Source organism: Acidovorax sp. SUPP950 (assembly GCF_030158935.1).
Classification (GTDB): Bacteria; Pseudomonadota; Gammaproteobacteria; order Burkholderiales; family Burkholderiaceae_C; genus Paracidovorax.
The window spans coordinates 356,569-373,099 of the sequence record NZ_BQXE01000001.1 but is presented as its reverse complement, the minus strand read 5'-3'; the positions used below and the strand labels follow the sequence as shown (position 1 = coordinate 373,099).

The window sequence follows — 16,531 nt, the reverse complement described above, 5'->3', positions numbered from 1 at the left end:
AAAATAATTATCATTTCTAAAGACCAGGTTTTCTGTGAAGACCACCGTCCAAAGACCGTTCCCCGGTCGCCCGGTCACCCGTTTCCGCTCCCTTTGTAGAAAGTGAAAACCATGCCCCATACGCTTCCCGCTCTGCCCTATGCCTACGACGCGCTCGAACCCCACATCGATGCGCAGACCATGGAAATCCACCACACCAAGCACCACCAGACCTACGTCAACAACCTGAATGCCGCGCTGGAAGGCACGCCGCAGGCCGACCTGTCCATCGAGGCGCTGGTGGCCCAGGTGCAGACGCTGCCCGAGAAGCTGCAGGCGCCCGTGCGCAACAACGGTGGCGGGCATGCCAACCACAGCCTGTTCTGGACCGTGATGGCGCCAGCGGGCCAGGGCGGCGGCGGGCAGCCCTCCGGCGCGCTGGCGCAGGCCATCGATGCGGAGCTGGGCGGGTTCGACGCCTTCAAGGAGGCCTTCACCAAGGCCGCGCTCACGCGCTTCGGCAGCGGCTGGGCCTGGCTGTCCGTCACGCCCGGCGGCCAGCTGGCGGTGGAGAGCAGCGGCAACCAGGACAGCCCGCTCATGGCAGGCCTGCTGTCGGGCAACACGCCCATCCTGGGCCTGGACGTGTGGGAGCACGCCTACTACCTGAAGTACCAAAACCGCCGCCCGGAATACATCGCCGCGTTCTATAACGTCGTGGACTGGGCCGAAGTGGCCCGCCGCTACGCGAAGGCCCGCGGTTGACGCCAGGCGAGGGCCGCAGCGATTCTTCGTCTTGACGGCGCTCCCCGTTTCCGATCCATCGATCCACCCTCCGACCAGGGCCTTGCACATGAACGCTGACGACACACTCACCGGACGCACCGGCTGGCGCATGCGCAGATGGATGGGGGTGGCCATCGTGCTGGCCGGCGTCCTGGTGCTGGGCCGGCAGTTCTTCCAGTTCCTGGCCGACAACCCGCGCGTGGAGCAGGCCTGGCACGGGGGGCTGGTGGCGGCCCTGGCGACCGCGCTGGGCACGCTGCCGGTGGTGTTCTCGCAGCGGCTGTCCGAGCGGGTGCAGGACACGCTGTTCGGCTTCGGCGCGGGGGTGATGCTGGCCGCCTGCTCGTTCTCGCTCATCATTCCCGGCATTGCCGCGGCCCAGTCGGCGGGCGCGGGGGCCTGGGGCGCGGGCGGCATCATCGGCACCTCCATCCTGCTGGGCGGACTCGCGTTGCTGGTCATGGAGCGGCTGCTGCCGCACGAGCATTTCATCAAGGGCGTGGAGGGCGGCCCGTCGCCTCGCACGCTGCGGCGTACCTGGCTGTTCGTCTTCGCGATCGCGCTGCACAACCTGCCCGAGGGCCTGGCCATCGGCGTGGCCTACGGCGGGGCCGATGCGCTGCGCGCCGGCACGCTCACGGCCGGCATCGCCATCCAGGACGTGCCCGAGGGCCTGGTGGTGGCCGTGGCCCTCCTGGCCGCCGGCTACAAGCGCTGGCTGGCCGTGGCGCTGGGCATGGCGTCAGGCCTGGTGGAGCCGCTGGGCGCGGTGCTGGGCGCCACGGTCATCGGCTTTTCCTCTCACCTGCTGCCGTGGGGCCTGGGCTTTGCGGCCGGGGCGATGCTGTTCGTCATCAGCCACGAGATCATTCCCGAGTCGCACCGCAAGGGACACGAAGCCTGGGCCACGGGCGGGCTGATGATCGGCTTCGTGATCATGATGATCCTGGACACCGCGCTGGGCTGATTCAGGGGGCTTGAGGTCAAAAAGGCCTCCAGCACAATATCCACTAGGGCATGATGCTATCTGTTTAATAGCAATCGCTACCCGTGGCGGATCGCCACCGTCTTGAGGGTGGTGAAGCCGTACAGCGCCTCGAAGCCCTTTTCGCGCCCGTGGCCGCTCGATTTCACGCCGCCGAAGGGCAGTTCCACCCCGCCGCCCGCGCCGTAGTTGTTGATGAAGACCTGGCCGCTGGCGATGCGCCGCGCCATGCGGAACTGGCGGGCGCCGTCGCGCGTCCACACGCCCGCCACCAGGCCGAAGCGCGTGGCGTTGGCCAGCTCCACCGCGTGGTCCTCGTCCTCGAAGGCCATGGCCGAGAGCACCGGGCCGAACACCTCTTCCTGCGCCAGGCGGTGGTCCACCGGCACGTCGCGCAGCAGCGTGGGGGCCTGGTAGAAGCCGGTCTCGGGCGCCTCGTCCACCACCGTGCCCTGCGCCACCAGCGGGATGCCGGCCACCTGGGCATCGGAGAGGAAGTCCCACACGCGCTGCTGCTGGCTCTGGCGGATCAGCGGGCCCACGTCCAGGTCCATCGCCGCGGGGCCCACGCGCAGGGCCTTGAAGGCACGGCCCAGGCGCTCCAGCAGCGGTTCGTAGATGAGCGAGTCGATCAGCACGCGCGAGCCGGCCGAGCAGGTCTGCCCGGCGTTCTGCACGATGGCGTTGATGACCACCGGCACCGCCGCATCCAGGTCGGCGTCGGCGAAGATCACCTGCGGGCTCTTGCCGCCCAGCTCCAGCGTGACGGGGCAGTGCCTCTCCGCCGCCGCCTGCTGGATCAGCGTGCCGATGCGCGGGCTGCCGGTGAAGCTGATGTGGTCGATGCCCGGGTGGCGGGCCAGCGCGTCGCCCGCCTCGTGGCCGTAGCCGGTGACGATGTTGATGGCCCCCGCCGGAAAGCCCGCCTGCGCGGCCAGCTGTGCCACGCGCAGCAGGGAAAGGCAGGCGTCCTCGGCCGGCTTGACCACGCACACGTTGCCCGCCGCGAGCGCGCCGCCCACGCAGCGCCCGAAGATCTGCATCGGGTAGTTCCACGGCACGATGTGCCCGGTCACGCCGTGCGGCTCGCGCCAGGTGAGCACGCTGTAGCCGTCCAGGTAGGGCAGGGTCTCGCCGTGCAGCTTGTCGCAGGCGCCGGCATAGAACTCGAAGTAGCGCGCCAGCGCCTGCGCATCGGCCCGGGCCTGCTTGGTGGGCTTGCCGCAGTCGCGCTGCTCGATGGCGGCCAGTTCCTCGGCATGCTCGGACACCAGCACCGACAGCCGCATCAGCAGGCGGCCCCGCTCGGCCGGCGCCAGCTTGCGCCATACGGCCTCGTGGCACTGGCGCGCCGCGTGGACCGCCGCGTCGATGTCCTCCTCGGTGCCGCGCTGGATCTCGTCGAAGGGCTGGCCGTCGGAGGGGTCGATCACGGCGATGGTGCGGCCGGAGGACGAGGCCACGGGCGCGTTGGCGATGTAGTGGAGCTGCATGGGCGGATTGTGCGCCAGCAGGGCCCGGGCGGCGCCCGCCAAGCCCGCACGCTGGCAGCGGTCGAGGGGCCTGCGCTCAGCCGCCCGCCGCGCGCAGCGCCAGCAGATCGCACACCTCGATCTCCCCGCGGTGCACCTGCAGCAGGCCGCGCGCCTGCAGGTCTTTCAGGATCTGGTTGATGGTCTGGCGCGACAGCGCCAGCATCAGCGACAGCTCCTCCTGCGACAGGGCGATCACGCGCCGCGACCGGCCCGCGTCCGTCCATTGGCCGTAGCCTTCGGCCATCAGCGCCAGCCGCCGCGCCACCCGCTGCGGTGCGGGCAGCAGGGCCATCTCTTCCATGGCGACCAGCGCGGTGCGCAGCTTGTCGGTCAACAGCAGGGCCAGCGCATGCCAGTGCTGCGGGTGCCGCGCCAGGTGGGCCAGCAGCGGCTCCTGGGGCACGTGCAGCAGCGTGGCCTGGGTGGCGGCGTGCGCATCGTGCGTGCGCACCGAGCCGTCGAACAGCGCGATCTCGCCGAACCAGGCCGGCGCCTCCAGCCGCGTGAGCAGCGAGGCGCGCGCCTTGTCGCTCTGGCCGCCCACGCCCGAGATGTCGATGGCGCCGCGCACCACGGCGTAGAGCCCGCAGGGCGCGTCGCCGCGCAGAAACAGGGCCTGCGCCGGGGCCAGCGACCGCAGCTCGGCCCGCGCCATCAGGGCCTGCGCCAGATCGGCGGGCAGCGCGGCGAACCAGCGGCCGGAGCGCAGGGTGGGCAGGTGGTCGGCGGGGGAGGTCATGAAAGAGGAGGAGGGCGGCGCCCGGAGCGTGTTCGCGGCCCCCAGCCGTGGCGCGTTGTGTCGGCTGGCCGACAGACGCCCTGGCCGCACTGGCGCGATTATTCCGCGCAGCGGCGACGCACAGACCCCGGAGACACCCTATGAAAACCCTGATCGACCACCTGTCGGGCTATGCCGACTACCACCGCGACCCGCGCAACATCCACACCCATTTTGTCGGCGTGCCCATGATCATGCTGGCCGTGACGGTGCTGCTGTCGCGCCCCGCAGCGATGCTGGGCGGCCTGCCCGTGTCGCTCGCGCTGCTGGCAGCGCTGGCCGCGTGCGTCTTCTATTTTCGGCTCGATGCGCGCTACGGCGTGACCATGGCGCTGGCACTCGCCGCCATGCTGGCCGTGGGCCAATGGCTGGCCGCGCAATCCACGGCGCTGTGGCTGGGCGCGGGGCTGGGGCTGTTCGTGGTGGGCTGGGTCATCCAGTTCGTGGGCCACTACTACGAAGGCCGCAAGCCGGCATTCGTGGACGACCTGGTGGGCCTGCTCGTCGGCCCGCTGTTCGTGGCGGCCGAGCTGGGCTTTGCGATGGGCTTGCGGCGCGAGGTGCAGGCGGCCATCGAGGCGCGCTCGGGCCCGGTGCGCCTGCGCCCGCACGGGCAAGGCACGGCTGCCTGACGCGCCGTTTGGTTTCTTTTTATAAAAAGTTGCGATTTTCTATTCGGTGGGCATACGCCATGCCAAGTAAAAAATAGAAGCACTAATGCATTTTTAGAGAAATTGCCAATTGATTTCAATGGCGTGTGGGTTTTGTTGCGCTGAATGGCATGCAGATGTAACTGAGTGAAATTGCTCCAGTCATTGGTTGCGCCTCGCATAGGCTACGGGCCTTTCCAAAACCCGCGCGCAACCATGAATCGTCCAGAAACCAAAAATCTTTCCAACATCTCTGGCTCTTTCGGAATTTCCAAAACCACCACCTCGGTACTCGGCGCCATCGCCCTGTGCGTTTTATCGGCATGCGGAGGCGGAGGGGGTGGCGACAGCAGCACCGGCACCACGGGTGGCACCACCCCCGTGACGCCCACCCCAGGCGATACGGCACCCGCAACGCCCACCACCCCTTCGACCGTCGCCAGCGATTGCGGCGAGGACGGCCATGTCCTCACGGTGGCCGGCAATAACGCCCAGATCGACGCCAACGTGTATTACACCGACGGCACCACGGTCATTTCCACCCAGCAACGCAGATTCGCCACGTCGAATGGCGCGAGCTTTCGCGGCAGGACCGGGCTGTTCCTGGTGAACCAGGTCAATACCACCACTTACAGCAACGCCACCGTTAATGGATCCTTCGGCGGCAGCGTCATGACCACGACCGAAAACAATTATTCGAGCGTTGTCGGTGACGTGCGGCAGACCTACGGTTTGACCGTCTCCAATCTCTTTCAGGGCACGACCACCACGGCCAGCAGCTATTTCACGCCCTACGCCTATACGGGTGCACCGCTGAACCCTGCCTTGGACACGGCCTACGCGGCCAGCTATTCCACCACGACGGAAAGCGGCGGGACCACGCAGCCCGCGCTGGCGCAGACCAGCATCACCACCTATTCCACAGAGTCGGTCAGCGTGCTGGCCGGGACGTTTCCCGCCTGCAAGGTCAAGATCGAGGTGACCGGCGGCGCGACGACGGCCAACGTCAGCTACACCTGGCTGGTCGCCTCGGGCCGGTACAAGGGTCTGGTCGTGCGCACGGCCAATGCCAATGGCGTCAAGACGTCGGAGGCGACGCGCCTGCTGGTGAACGGGCAATAAAGGGAATCACACCACAGCCGAAAGCCAAAACACCGCTGGGTTGCAGGCAGAACCCATGCGGCGTTTCCCGCCTTCGGCAAGCTGCACGCTCGCTTCGGGCGCATGCTGGACGATCCAGTAGGCGCTGCCGATACCTGCGGCGACCGAGATCAGCACGCGCTCGTCCAGCGTCTGCCGGCCACTTCGTGGTTGACTTGACTTTGAAGCAATAGAATTATTGTTTTGTAGTTAAAATCGCGACAACGCGTGTTGGTGCAAATTTTTGATCTTGAGGGTCTCTGGCCCATCAATAAAAATTGCCGACAGCACCCACTCCGTGAATTTGATCGACCCTGCGGTTCCCTAGTGGAGTTGCGCCAGGAACACGCTCTGATGAAAGCGAGTGGGGCATTGAGGGGCTCCCCATTTTTACCTTTACCTCTGACATTGAAGCGCTTGCCGGACTGCGCTATCGATCTGAAAAAGATTTTTTGAAATTCGCTGGAAAAACAATGAGATTTCTTGAAAAGCTGGTCCTGATTTTCAATTTGCGATTGAAAAATGTCCGGCGGTACCTGCTCCTGACGGCTCTTTTCCTGTTCTCGCCGCTGTGTGTTGCAGCTGCTCCCCCGGCTCCTCTTTGGGGGCCTCCCGGCTTTCACGCAACGCCAGGCGAAGCTTGTGAGCAGTCGATCATTGATGCCAATGCGTGGAGGCCAGGGTGGTATGAATCGTATGAATTATTGCCCGGTAGCTTTTCATATCAAAAGGTATGCATGTTTTATGGTCCTGGGCACCTATATGCAAGCGAACAAGAGATCGCCGCATCTTGTCCTTATGGGTGGTATCCCAACGGGCCTTTTGCACACCTTATGCCCAGCGAAGATAACGCCTCATGCGTTTGCCCTCCAGGAAGCCCAGTTTATTCGCCTGAATATCAAGTTTGCATAAGCAGCTTCAGCATCAGTATTGATGGTCCGGCGGCCACAAAAGTCTTGCCTGCGGGGCCATCATTATCAATGGCTGCAACAGTAAAAGCCAATGGTGAGCCGGGCAAGAATTGGCTTGTTACAGTTTCTGTTCCTGGAGGTTTATCGATCAGTGGAAAAACTGATATTAATGGGAGGTTTAAATTTACTTATATTCCCCCGCGCCGCCCGATGGTTGCCCGCCTGACAGCAATCTGCAGAGATTGCAATAACGTTAGTACAGAAATGGATATCAATGTCACAGATGTTCCCATCTGCAGAGCGGATCCAGGGATGCTGCTTGGCAATCCTGTTGCCCCTGTGTCTGGCGCCAAAATTCAAGTTGAAACTGATTGGCAGGACCAGAGCGCTCACCCTTTAAGCCTTGTCCGCACTTATCGCAGCAGCGGTAGCCAGGTCCCCGTAGGTTGGGGAGGCTATTGGTCACACAATTATTCTGCTCAGCTGGTAGGCGGCGATTTCCAACGCAATGCGCAATTCGGCAACGGGACATTGGCCCTGTTCACACGAAATACCAAAACGGATCCCTGGGTCAACGACAGCGGGGAATACCGCTTGGAGCAAAATACGGATGGATGGCGGATCACTCGCCTGGAGGACGATGCATATTGGCAATTCGATGGTAATAACGTACTCGTCAAAATAGGGCAGCGCAACGGGTGGGTCATGACACTCAGTTATGCAGGCGGTGCGTTGACCCAGGTGACCAATGCCTTTGGTCGCAAGCTGCAATTCTTCTATGACACTCAAGGCCATCTTGCAAGCGTTACGGCCCCTAATGGCCAGACCATCGCATATACCTTGCATGGCACGGGTCGTCCCCTTGGCGTGCTTTATCCAGACAGCCGAAGCAAATCCTATCTATATGAGAATGCTCAATATCCTGATTTGCTGACCGGCATCAACGATGAGAGCGGACGGCGCTATGCGACCTTCAGTTATGACGCTGACGGCCGTGCCACATCCACCAGCCACGCAGGGGGTGTACTCAGCTATAGCGTCACATACCCCGAAGGTAATAGTGCGGATAAGGGCAGCCTGACCACTGGCAGTGTCGATGGGGTCATGTACCAAAGCAGCGTTCAAACCACCGATCCGCGTGGCAATGTGCAAACCTGGAACTACCAAGGTGGCGACGGCACGGTGCGCACCCTAGGCGCGAGCGGTCCCTTTGAAGGCGCTACCGTCGCCAGCCGCAGTTTTGCCGATGGTTTGAATCTGCCCATTCTGGAAACAGACTTCCTTGGTAACAAAACCACCTTTGAATGGGATGTTTCACGCCGTTTGCTGCTTAAAAGCACCCGCGCAGCCAGCACCCCTTTGGCACAAACCACGCAAACTCAGTGGCACCCAGCGCTGCATCTGCCGGTCATGATCACGGAGGCGGGCCGCACCACCGCATACACCTACGACCCGTTGGGCAACAAGCTCAGCGAAACCATCACCGACGCTGCGAGCAACGAGAGCCGGACCGTTCGTTGGACATACAACGATCAAGGCTTGGTGGCAAGCATGACCGACACGCGCGGCAAAGTATGGACCTACGGCTACGACATTGCGGGGAACACCACCAAGGTCACCAACCCATTGGGCCATGTCACCCTGTACAGCTACAGCGGCGCAGGCCAGATCACCCAGATTACCGATCCGAATGGTGTTGTCACTGCCAATACCTACGATGCGCGCCAGCGCCTGTTGAGCACTTCGGTTGCGGGTCAGACAACCACTTATGCATACGATGCCGTAGGTCAGTTGACGCGGGCCACGCGTCCCGATGCTAATTGGATTGGCTTTGAGTACGACGCTGCCCACCGTTTGACCGCCGTTACTGACAACCTGGGCAACCGAATCGATTACACGCTGGACAACGCAGGTAACCGTGTCGCTCAGCAAACCAAAGATCCTGCCGGCGTTCTCAACCGCCATATCACCCGTATGTACGACGCTGTGGGCCGCTTGCAAAAGACCACCGGCTTGGAATAAGAGACGCCCAACATGTTTGCATTGATTCAGCCGGCCTCGATGGATACAGCCGCTCTTTTTAAAGCCCCTGTGCGGTCATTCTTGCGCCGTCTTTTTTTCATCCTCTGCTGGTGCCTTGTTCCATGGTTTACCCAGGCTCAGGCCTTGACCAAAACCACGAGCGATTTAACGCTCGCGTCGTCCACCGTCTCTGTGGGGCAATCCACCACACTTACGGCAACCATCAAACCGAGTGCCGCAAAGGGCACGGTTCGTTTCATGGCGGGAACCACGAACTTGGGTAATGCCACCCTGAACAGCACAGGCGTGGCCAGCCTGGCTACAACGTTCGCTACGGTGGGCACGCAGAGTCTCACAGCCGTATATGCAGGCAATAGCACCTACGCTGCCAGCACCTCTTCGGCAAAGCAACTGACGGTCAAGGCAACCGCCACTGCCAGCACGCTGGCATTGGGCGCCGCCCCTTCGAGCAGCGTCGCCAACGAGGCCGTCACCCTGCGGGCCACTATCAGCCCATCCACGGCCACAGGGACCGTCACATTCAAGGACGGCTCTGCCTCCTTGGGCACGGCCAACTTGAATGCCGGTGTTGCGACGCTGAAAACCAGCTTTGCCGTGGCTGGCGCCCATCACCTGAGCGCCAGCTATGCTGGTAGTGCAGCGGTCTCTGCCAGCAACTCCAATGCGTTGTCTTTCACCGTGGCGGGTGCACCGATGGCATTGCCCAGCCCGCCTGTTTCGCCCACACCCGTGGTGAGCTTGGCTTATGACGCTCAAGGTCATCCGACGGTGGTGACTCAGGCACCCGATAGCCCAGACTTGGCTTTGGCAACCAGTAATGAATACGATGCATTGGGGCGGACCAAGAAAGTTCTCGATCCATCCGGCAACAGCACCGTCATCAGCTACGACAGCAGCAACCAGGTCAGCGCTGTATTCGACCCGATAGGCCTGACGACACAGTATGACCGCGACGGATTGGGGCAGGTCAAACAGCAGCGCAGCCCAGATACCGGTAGCACCGAACTGAGTTACGACCCTGCGGGCAACCTGCTGACCAGCAAAGACAGCCGTGGCGTGCTTGCCACCCATACCTACGATGCCATCAACCGCCTGACCGGCAGCACTTTCAGCCAGGCTGGGCAGCAAAGCCAAAGCTACACATGGATTTATGACCAGACGGGTGGCGATTTCGCCAACGGTATCGGTCGGTTGACCACGATCAGTTTCCCTGAAGGGACGACCACCTATGCCTACAACGCCCAAGGGCGTGTGACCAAGGCCCAGCAAACGCTCCATCCGAACTCGACTGCCAACCAGAAGGCCGTTGTCTTATCCACGCTTTACGAATACGACGCGGCGGGCAACGTGATCGGCGTGACCTACCCTTCGGGTCGCAAACTGAATATCGGATATGGCGGTGGTTTGCCCGTTGCCCTGGGTCTCGGCAAAGATGCTTCCAGCACGCCCATCTCCTTGATCACCGGGTTGCGATACGCACCTTTCGGTGCACCGCAAAGTTGGAACTGGGCGATGACCAGCGGCTCGTTGGCGCACAGCAGGGTCATGGACACCCATGGCCGGTTGATACGCTATCCGCTGGGCGAGTATCTGCGTGACGTGTCTTACGACGGGGCAGGCCGTATCACGGGCTACACCCACTACCGTGCAGTGTCAGGTGCAACGAGCGGCTCATCGGCCCCCTCGCTGGATCAGCAGTTCAGCTACAACGCATCGGGCAGACTGACACAGGTGAGCACCGCCCAAGGAACCTGGACCTACATGTATGACGGTACAGGCAACCGCATCAACGTGGCCTCGGACAACGGCGTATCGAGCTGGTACAACCTCAAGCCCAAAAGCAACCAGTTGGCCTCCATCGATAAGCCAGCGATCACGCTGACCTATGACGCAGCGGGCAACGCCACGTCGGATGGCAACTTCGCGCTGCAATACGACTTGAAAGGCAGGCTGGTTCGGGCAACCAATGCGCAGGGCTCCACCAGCTACACCTACGACAACAACGGCCTGCGGGTGCGAAAGAGCACGGGGCTGGCCGGTGGTACAACGATTTTTGTGTACGACGCCGAAGGCCATCTACTGGGCGAATACGACGCGTCAGGCAATCCGATCCGGGAAATCGTCTGGCTGGGAGACATGCCATTGGCGGTCTTCACTCCGGATTCCGCGTATGGCGCCAATGCGGCTTCGAATGCGCCACAGGTCTACTACATCCATGCAGACCATTTGAATACTCCGCGGGTGGTGGTTGATCGTGCCAACACGGTGCGCTGGCGTTGGATGAGCGAGCCGTTCGGCACCACGGCGGCTGAGAGCAGTCCTGCGGGTCAGGCGGACTTTGTATTCAATCTGCGCTTTCCAGGTCAGTACTATGACGTGGAGTCGGGGATTCACCAGAATTGGAATCGGGATTACGTTCCAGGGTGGGGGAGATATGCGCAAAGTGATCCTATTGGATTGGGTGGCGGAATGAATACTTACACTTATGTTGGGGGAAATCCACTTTCCCGCACCGATAGACTGGGCTTGGCCACGGATGAGGAAATCAGAAAAGCGGTGGCAACACTTCGATGCGCTAACCCCGGTGAATTCGAAAAATTAGCGAGGTCAATCACGATGGCCGACATGGGTAAGAACGGTGCAGGTATGACCGACTGGAGAAACAATATTACGTTGAATTCGAGAGACTACGGCGATAGCAGCACCCCAGTTGATAAACTGGGTCCATACCAATCCGAGCTCATGTTGCAAACAATTGCACATGAGATGCTGCATGTAAACGAGGCACTGGGCAGTCGATTGCTGAGCAATAGCTTTCGAATGGGAAATCCATTGGGGTACTTCCACCGACAGCTTGACGAAAAGGCTGATGCGATGATTACCCCAGCATTTTTGAAGCAATTCCGTGATGCAATGAGCAGCGGCGATGCGGGGTGCATATGCTCTCAATAATAAAAAATTGCATAGCCTTTTTGTTGTGCATACTTATGTTGGGTTGTAATCAGCCAAGTGATTACACGCCAAAACATATGGCCGGATCATATTTGGCCCATACCACCTCGCTAAGAACCGAAATTGCTAAGTCGTTGATAGCATCCCCTGGGAGGCCTGTACCGCAGGCAGGTCCGTTGCAACTGCCGCAGACACCTGGTTTTAGCACGCCTGAATTCGCATTCGGTTGGGTGACAACAGGCGGTGCCATCGTGATTCAAAGCACCAAGTACACAGTGGTTGTGTTGCAAGAACCGACCCTTGATCAGGGTAAAGTGAAGTGGAGTTGCGTCGTGCATCCAGTTGAAGCCAAGCCCAATCTTTGTGGATCGGATTATCAGAATGAATTGCTACAAAATAAGCAGTCCGCTCTGAAAAAATTCCAAACCCTTGATCTAAATCGGAGTTCTTCGGGTTGATGGGCGCATGATTTGCAAGGTATGGTTTTAGCAGTATCTGTTTTCCAGCAAATTTCTCCAAGGAAATCGATAGAGCCAAAGCCCTCTCCGCAATAGTCCGGTGACTATTCTTCCCGGAACCTCTCAAAACCTCCGAATTTGCAAGTTTGAGCGTCGTACCAATACATCGCTACATTGAAAGGCCGGCGGATTCGGTAACCAATGCGCAGGGCTCCACCAGCTACACCTACGACAACAACGGCCTGCGGGTGCGAAAAAGCACGGGGCTGGCCGGTGGTACAACGATTTTTGTGTACGACGCCGAAGGCCATCTACTGGGCGAATACGACGCGTCAGGCAATCCGATCCGGGAAATCGTCTGGCTGGGAGACATGCCATTGGCGGTCTTCACTCCGGATTCCGCGTATGGCGCCAATGCGGCTTCGAATGCGCCACAGGTCTACTACATCCATGCAGACCATTTGAATACTCCGCGGGTGGTGGTTGATCGTGCCAATACGGTGCGCTGGCGTTGGATGAGCGAGCCGTTCGGCACCACGGCAGCCGAGAGCAGTCCTGCGGGTCAGGCGGACTTTGTATTCAATCTGCGCTTTCCAGGTCAGTACTATAACGTGGAGTCGGGGATTCACCAGAATTGGAATCGGGATTACGTTCCAGGGTGGGGAGATATGCGCAGAGTGATCCGATTGGTCTTGCAGGTGGGTGGAACACGTACAGCTATGTAGGCGGCAATCCGCTCTCCCACACCGACAGGTTGGGATTGGCTACTGATGAGGAAATCAGAAAAGCGGTGGCAACGCTTAGATGTGCCAATCCTGAAGAATTTCGTAAGCTCGCCAACTCAATCACGATGACGAACATGGGTGAAGATGGAACAGGGAAAACTGACTGGTTCAATAACATCTAGTTAAACTCAAGAAATTACGGCGATAAAAACACATTAGTAGATGAGTTTATCCGAAGCGATTTCTTGCAAACACTCGCTCACGAAATGCTGCATGTCAATCAAAATGCTGGAAATTTCTTTTTAAGTAATCAATTTCGAATGGGTAATCCTTTGGGATACCGTCATCGTCAGCTTGACGAGAAAGCCACAACCATAATAACGCCTCAGTTGCAGGGGCAATTTCGTAAGGCGCTTAACAACGGTGATGTGGGGTGTTCATGCTCTCGCTAATTCAACGATTTGCATTGGTATGCATTGGCTTTGTGCTGGTGGCATGCGGTCACGTAGATGAAGTTACTCCCAAAAAGTATGTCAGTCTTATCGTCGCTCACACTGCACGATTGAAGATTGAAATTGCCAAGTCATTGATTGCAAACCCTGGAAAGCCTGTACCTCAGGCGGGCGTATTGCAGTTGCCACCGCCTCGCGGTTTGGCCCCGATGAAATTCGACTTCGGTTGGGTGACAGCAGATGGGGCGATCGTGATTCAAAGCACCAAGTACGCAGTGGTTGTGTTGCAAGAACCGACCCTTGATCAGGGTAAAGTGAAGTGGAGTTGCGTCGTGCATCCAGTTGAAGCCAAGCCCAATCTTTGTGGGTCGGATTATCAGAATGAATTGCTACAAAATAAGCAGTCCGCTCTGAAAAAATTCCAAGCCCTTGATCTAAATCGGAGTTCTTCGGGTTGATGGGCGCATGATTTGCAAGGTATGGTTTTAGCAGTATCTGTTTCCCAGCAAATTTCTCCAAGGAAATCGATAGAGCTAAAGCCCTCTCCGCAATAGTCCGGTGACTATTCTTCCCGGAACCTCTCAAAACCTCCGAATTTGCAAGTTTGAGCGTCGTACCAATACATCGCTACATTGAAAGGCCGGCGGATTCTGTAACCAATGCGCAGGATTCCACCAGCTACACCTACGACAACAACGGCCTGCGGATTCGAAAAAGCATTGGGCTGGCCGGCGGCGCGACGACGGCCAACGTCAGCTACACCTGGCTGGTCGCCTAGGGCCGGTACAAGGGTCTGGTCGTGCGCACGGCCAATGCCAACGGCGTCAAGACGTCGGAGGCGACGCGCCTGCTGGTGAACGGGCAATAGGCCCCAAGCCGCTGGGCTCCAGGCCGCTGCCCGTGCCGGGGCGGGCTCACCCCCCGTGAAACCGCACCACCAGCGGCACGATCAGCAGCGCCACGATGTTGATGATCTTGATGAGCGGGTTCACCGCCGGGCCGGCCGTGTCCTTGTAGGGGTCGCCCACGGTGTCGCCGGTGACGGCGGCCTTGTGCGCCTCGCTGCCCTTGCCGCCGTGGTGGCCGTCCTCGATGTATTTCTTGGCGTTGTCCCAGGCGCCGCCGCCGGTGCACATGCTGATCGCCACGAACAGGCCGGTCACGATGGTGCCCATCAGCAGCCCGCCCAGCGCCTTCGGTCCCAGCAGCAGGCCCACGGCGATGGGCACCACCACCGGCAGCAGGCTGGGGACCACCATCTCCTTGATGGCGGCGGTGGTCAGCATGTCCACGGCCTTGCCATACTCGGGCTTGCCCGTGCCGTCCATGATGCCGGGGATGGTCTGGAATTGGCGGCGCACCTCGACCACCACCGCGCCCGCCGCGCGGCCCACGGCCTCCATCGCCATGGCGCCGAACAGGTAGGGGATGAGCCCGCCGATGAACAGGCCCACGATCACCATCGGGTCCGACAGGTCGAAGCGGATGGCCTGGCCATAGGCCGAGAGCTTGTGCGTGTAGTCGGCGAACAGCACCAGCGCCGCCAGCCCCGCCGAGCCGATGGCGTAGCCCTTGGTGACGGCCTTGGTGGTGTTGCCCACGGCGTCCAGCGGGTCGGTGATCTCGCGCACGCTGGCGGGCATTTCGGCCATCTCGGCGATGCCGCCGGCGTTGTCGGTGATGGGGCCGTAGGCATCCAGCGCCACGACGATGCCCGCCATGCTGAGCATGGCCGTGGCCGCCACCGCCACTCCGTACAGGCCCGCGAGCGCATACGACACCAGGATGGCCAGGCACACGCACAGCACCGGCCAGGCGGTCGAGCGCATCGACACGCCCAGCCCCGCGATGATGTTGGTGCCGTGCCCTGTGGTGGAGGCCTGTGCGATGTGCTGCACGGGCGAATACTGCGTGCCGGTGTAGAACTCGGTGATCCACACCAGCGCGGCCGTGAGCACCAGGCCCGTCGCGCAGGCGCCGAAGAGCCGCATCTGGCTGCCGCTGGCCGCGATGGCGTTGTCCGGCACCAGCCAGGCGGTGACGAACCAGAAGGCCACCAGCGAGATCACGCCCGCGATCGCCAGGCCCTTGTACAGCGCCGGCATCACGTTCTTCATGCCGGGCGAGGCCTTGACGAAAAAGCAGCCCACGATGGACGCGAGGATGGACACCGCACCCAGCGCCAGCGGGTAGGTCACCGCGGCCACCGGCGCGGCCGTCACCATGAGGGCGCCCAGCACCATGGTGGCGATCAGCGTGACGGCGTAGGTCTCGAACAGGTCGGCGGCCATGCCGGCGCAGTCGCCCACGTTGTCGCCCACGTTGTCGGCGATCACGGCGGGGTTGCGCGGGTCGTCCTCGGGAATGCCGGCCTCCACCTTGCCCACCAGGTCGGCCCCCACGTCCGCGCCCTTGGTGAAGATGCCGCCGCCCAGCCGCGCGAAGATCGAGATCAGCGAGGAGCCGAAGGCAAAGCCGATCAGCGGGTTGAGCAGCGCCGCCAGATCGGCCGTGGGCGTGAACTGCCCGCGTCCCACCAGCAGCCAGCAAAAGCCGGTCACGCCCAAAAGCCCCAGGCCCACCACCAGCATGCCGGTGATGGCGCCGCCGCGAAAGGCCACGTCCAGCGCCGGGCCCATGCCCTGCGTGGCGGCCTGGGCGGTGCGCACGTTGGCGCGCACCGACACGTTCATGCCGATGAAGCCGCAGGCGCCCGACAGCACCGCGCCGGCCACGAAGCCCCCGGCCGTCATGGCATCGAGGAACAGGCCGATGAGCACGGCCAGCACCACGCCCACGATGGCGATGGTGCGGTACTGGCGCGCCAGGTAGGCGGCCGCGCCGGCCTGGATGGCGCCGGCGATCTCCTGCATGCGGGGGTTGCCCGGGTCCTTGGAAAGGATCCAGCGGCGGGCCCATAGGCCGTAGGCCACCGCGATCAATCCGCAGATCAGGGCCAGTATCAGGGGAGGGTTCAACGCTGCCGGGTTCGCCATGCTCTTTCTCCTTGGGGTGTCGATTGCACGGAAAGGAAACACAACGCATCGGTGGTGCTTCCGCTGCGTTGCTTCCTCGTGCCCCGGGGCCTGCGCGCGAGCAGGCGGAGACGATTGGCCAACGCAGCCAATTTACTGCCA

At 61.3% G+C, this 16,531-nt stretch carries 15 protein-coding genes; 11 read left to right on the top strand and 4 right to left on the bottom strand.

The annotated features are described in order from the left end of the window. The first annotated feature begins 111 nt into the window (after window positions 1-111). A complete protein-coding gene (locus AVME950_RS01785) occupies window positions 112-744 on the top strand; it encodes a superoxide dismutase (RefSeq protein WP_284400868.1) in 633 nt (210 codons plus the stop codon). 88 nt (window positions 745-832) lie between these two features. Continuing rightward, a complete protein-coding gene (locus tag AVME950_RS01780) occupies window positions 833-1,732 on the top strand; it encodes a ZIP family metal transporter (RefSeq protein ID WP_284412771.1) in 900 nt (299 codons plus the stop codon). A gap of 77 nt (window positions 1,733-1,809) precedes the next feature. Here the strand turns inward: AVME950_RS01780 and AVME950_RS01775 are convergent, their stop codons facing one another. Both AVME950_RS01775 and AVME950_RS01770 read right to left on the bottom strand, forming a co-directional pair. Then, the gene (locus AVME950_RS01775; protein ID WP_284428520.1) at window positions 1,810-3,243 is read right to left on the bottom strand and encodes an aldehyde dehydrogenase family protein; all 1,434 of its coding nucleotides are present in this window, start codon (window positions 3,241-3,243) and stop codon (window positions 1,810-1,812) included. Between the two features lie 76 nt (window positions 3,244-3,319). Continuing rightward, window positions 3,320-4,024, bottom strand: a complete 705-nt coding sequence (locus AVME950_RS01770) for a Crp/Fnr family transcriptional regulator (RefSeq protein WP_284428519.1) — start codon at window positions 4,022-4,024, stop codon at window positions 3,320-3,322. Between the two features lie 140 nt (window positions 4,025-4,164). Between AVME950_RS01770 and AVME950_RS01765 the strand changes: the two genes are divergently transcribed. Both AVME950_RS01765 and AVME950_RS01760 read left to right on the top strand, forming a co-directional pair. After that, window positions 4,165-4,695: an Mpo1 family 2-hydroxy fatty acid dioxygenase gene (locus AVME950_RS01765; protein WP_284428518.1), complete on the top strand. Its 531-nt coding sequence runs from the start codon at window positions 4,165-4,167 to the stop codon at window positions 4,693-4,695. Between the two features lie 234 nt (window positions 4,696-4,929). Further along, a complete protein-coding gene (locus tag AVME950_RS01760) occupies window positions 4,930-5,835 on the top strand; it encodes a hypothetical protein (RefSeq protein WP_284428517.1) in 906 nt (301 codons plus the stop codon). Between the two features lie 6 nt (window positions 5,836-5,841). Here AVME950_RS01760 and AVME950_RS01755 read toward each other — a convergent pair whose 3' ends face one another. Continuing rightward, window positions 5,842-5,991, bottom strand: a complete 150-nt coding sequence (locus AVME950_RS01755; RefSeq protein WP_284428516.1) for a hypothetical protein — start codon at window positions 5,989-5,991, stop codon at window positions 5,842-5,844. A gap of 335 nt (window positions 5,992-6,326) precedes the next feature. On the opposite strand from AVME950_RS01755, the gene AVME950_RS01750 reads away from it, so the two are divergent. From AVME950_RS01750 to AVME950_RS01725, 7 genes are all read left to right on the top strand, one after another. Further along, window positions 6,327-8,786: an RHS repeat domain-containing protein gene (locus AVME950_RS01750; protein WP_284428515.1), complete on the top strand. Its 2,460-nt coding sequence runs from the start codon at window positions 6,327-6,329 to the stop codon at window positions 8,784-8,786. A 12-nt stretch (window positions 8,787-8,798) separates the two neighbouring features. Next, window positions 8,799-11,759, top strand: a complete 2,961-nt coding sequence (locus tag AVME950_RS01745; protein WP_284428514.1) for an RHS repeat domain-containing protein — start codon at window positions 8,799-8,801, stop codon at window positions 11,757-11,759. 92 nt (window positions 11,760-11,851) lie between these two features. Continuing rightward, window positions 11,852-12,217 (top strand): hypothetical protein, encoded by a 366-nt coding sequence (locus AVME950_RS01740; protein ID WP_284428513.1) that lies wholly within the window; start codon window positions 11,852-11,854, stop codon window positions 12,215-12,217. A gap of 146 nt (window positions 12,218-12,363) precedes the next feature. Next, window positions 12,364-12,942, top strand: a complete 579-nt coding sequence (locus AVME950_RS01735; RefSeq protein ID WP_284428512.1) for a hypothetical protein — start codon at window positions 12,364-12,366, stop codon at window positions 12,940-12,942. Next, entirely contained in the window at window positions 12,876-13,124 is a 249-nt protein-coding gene (locus AVME950_RS24275; protein ID WP_349817221.1) for an RHS repeat-associated core domain-containing protein, read from the top strand. Before AVME950_RS01735 ends, AVME950_RS24275 begins: the two co-directional genes overlap by 67 nt. Window positions 13,125-13,375: 251 nt before the next feature. Continuing rightward, window positions 13,376-13,852 carry a hypothetical protein gene (locus tag AVME950_RS01730; RefSeq protein WP_284428511.1) on the top strand — a complete coding sequence of 159 codons (477 nt, stop codon included), beginning with the start codon at window positions 13,376-13,378 and terminating at the stop codon, window positions 13,850-13,852. Between the two features lie 146 nt (window positions 13,853-13,998). Continuing rightward, window positions 13,999-14,172, top strand: coding sequence for a hypothetical protein (locus AVME950_RS01725; protein ID WP_284428510.1), 174 nt, complete (start codon window positions 13,999-14,001; stop codon window positions 14,170-14,172). A gap of 136 nt (window positions 14,173-14,308) precedes the next feature. On the opposite strand, the gene AVME950_RS01720 is transcribed toward AVME950_RS01725, so the two are convergent. Further along, the gene (locus tag AVME950_RS01720) at window positions 14,309-16,390 is read right to left on the bottom strand and encodes a sodium-translocating pyrophosphatase (protein ID WP_284412829.1); all 2,082 of its coding nucleotides are present in this window, start codon (window positions 16,388-16,390) and stop codon (window positions 14,309-14,311) included. Window positions 16,391-16,531: the final 141 nt, after the last annotated feature.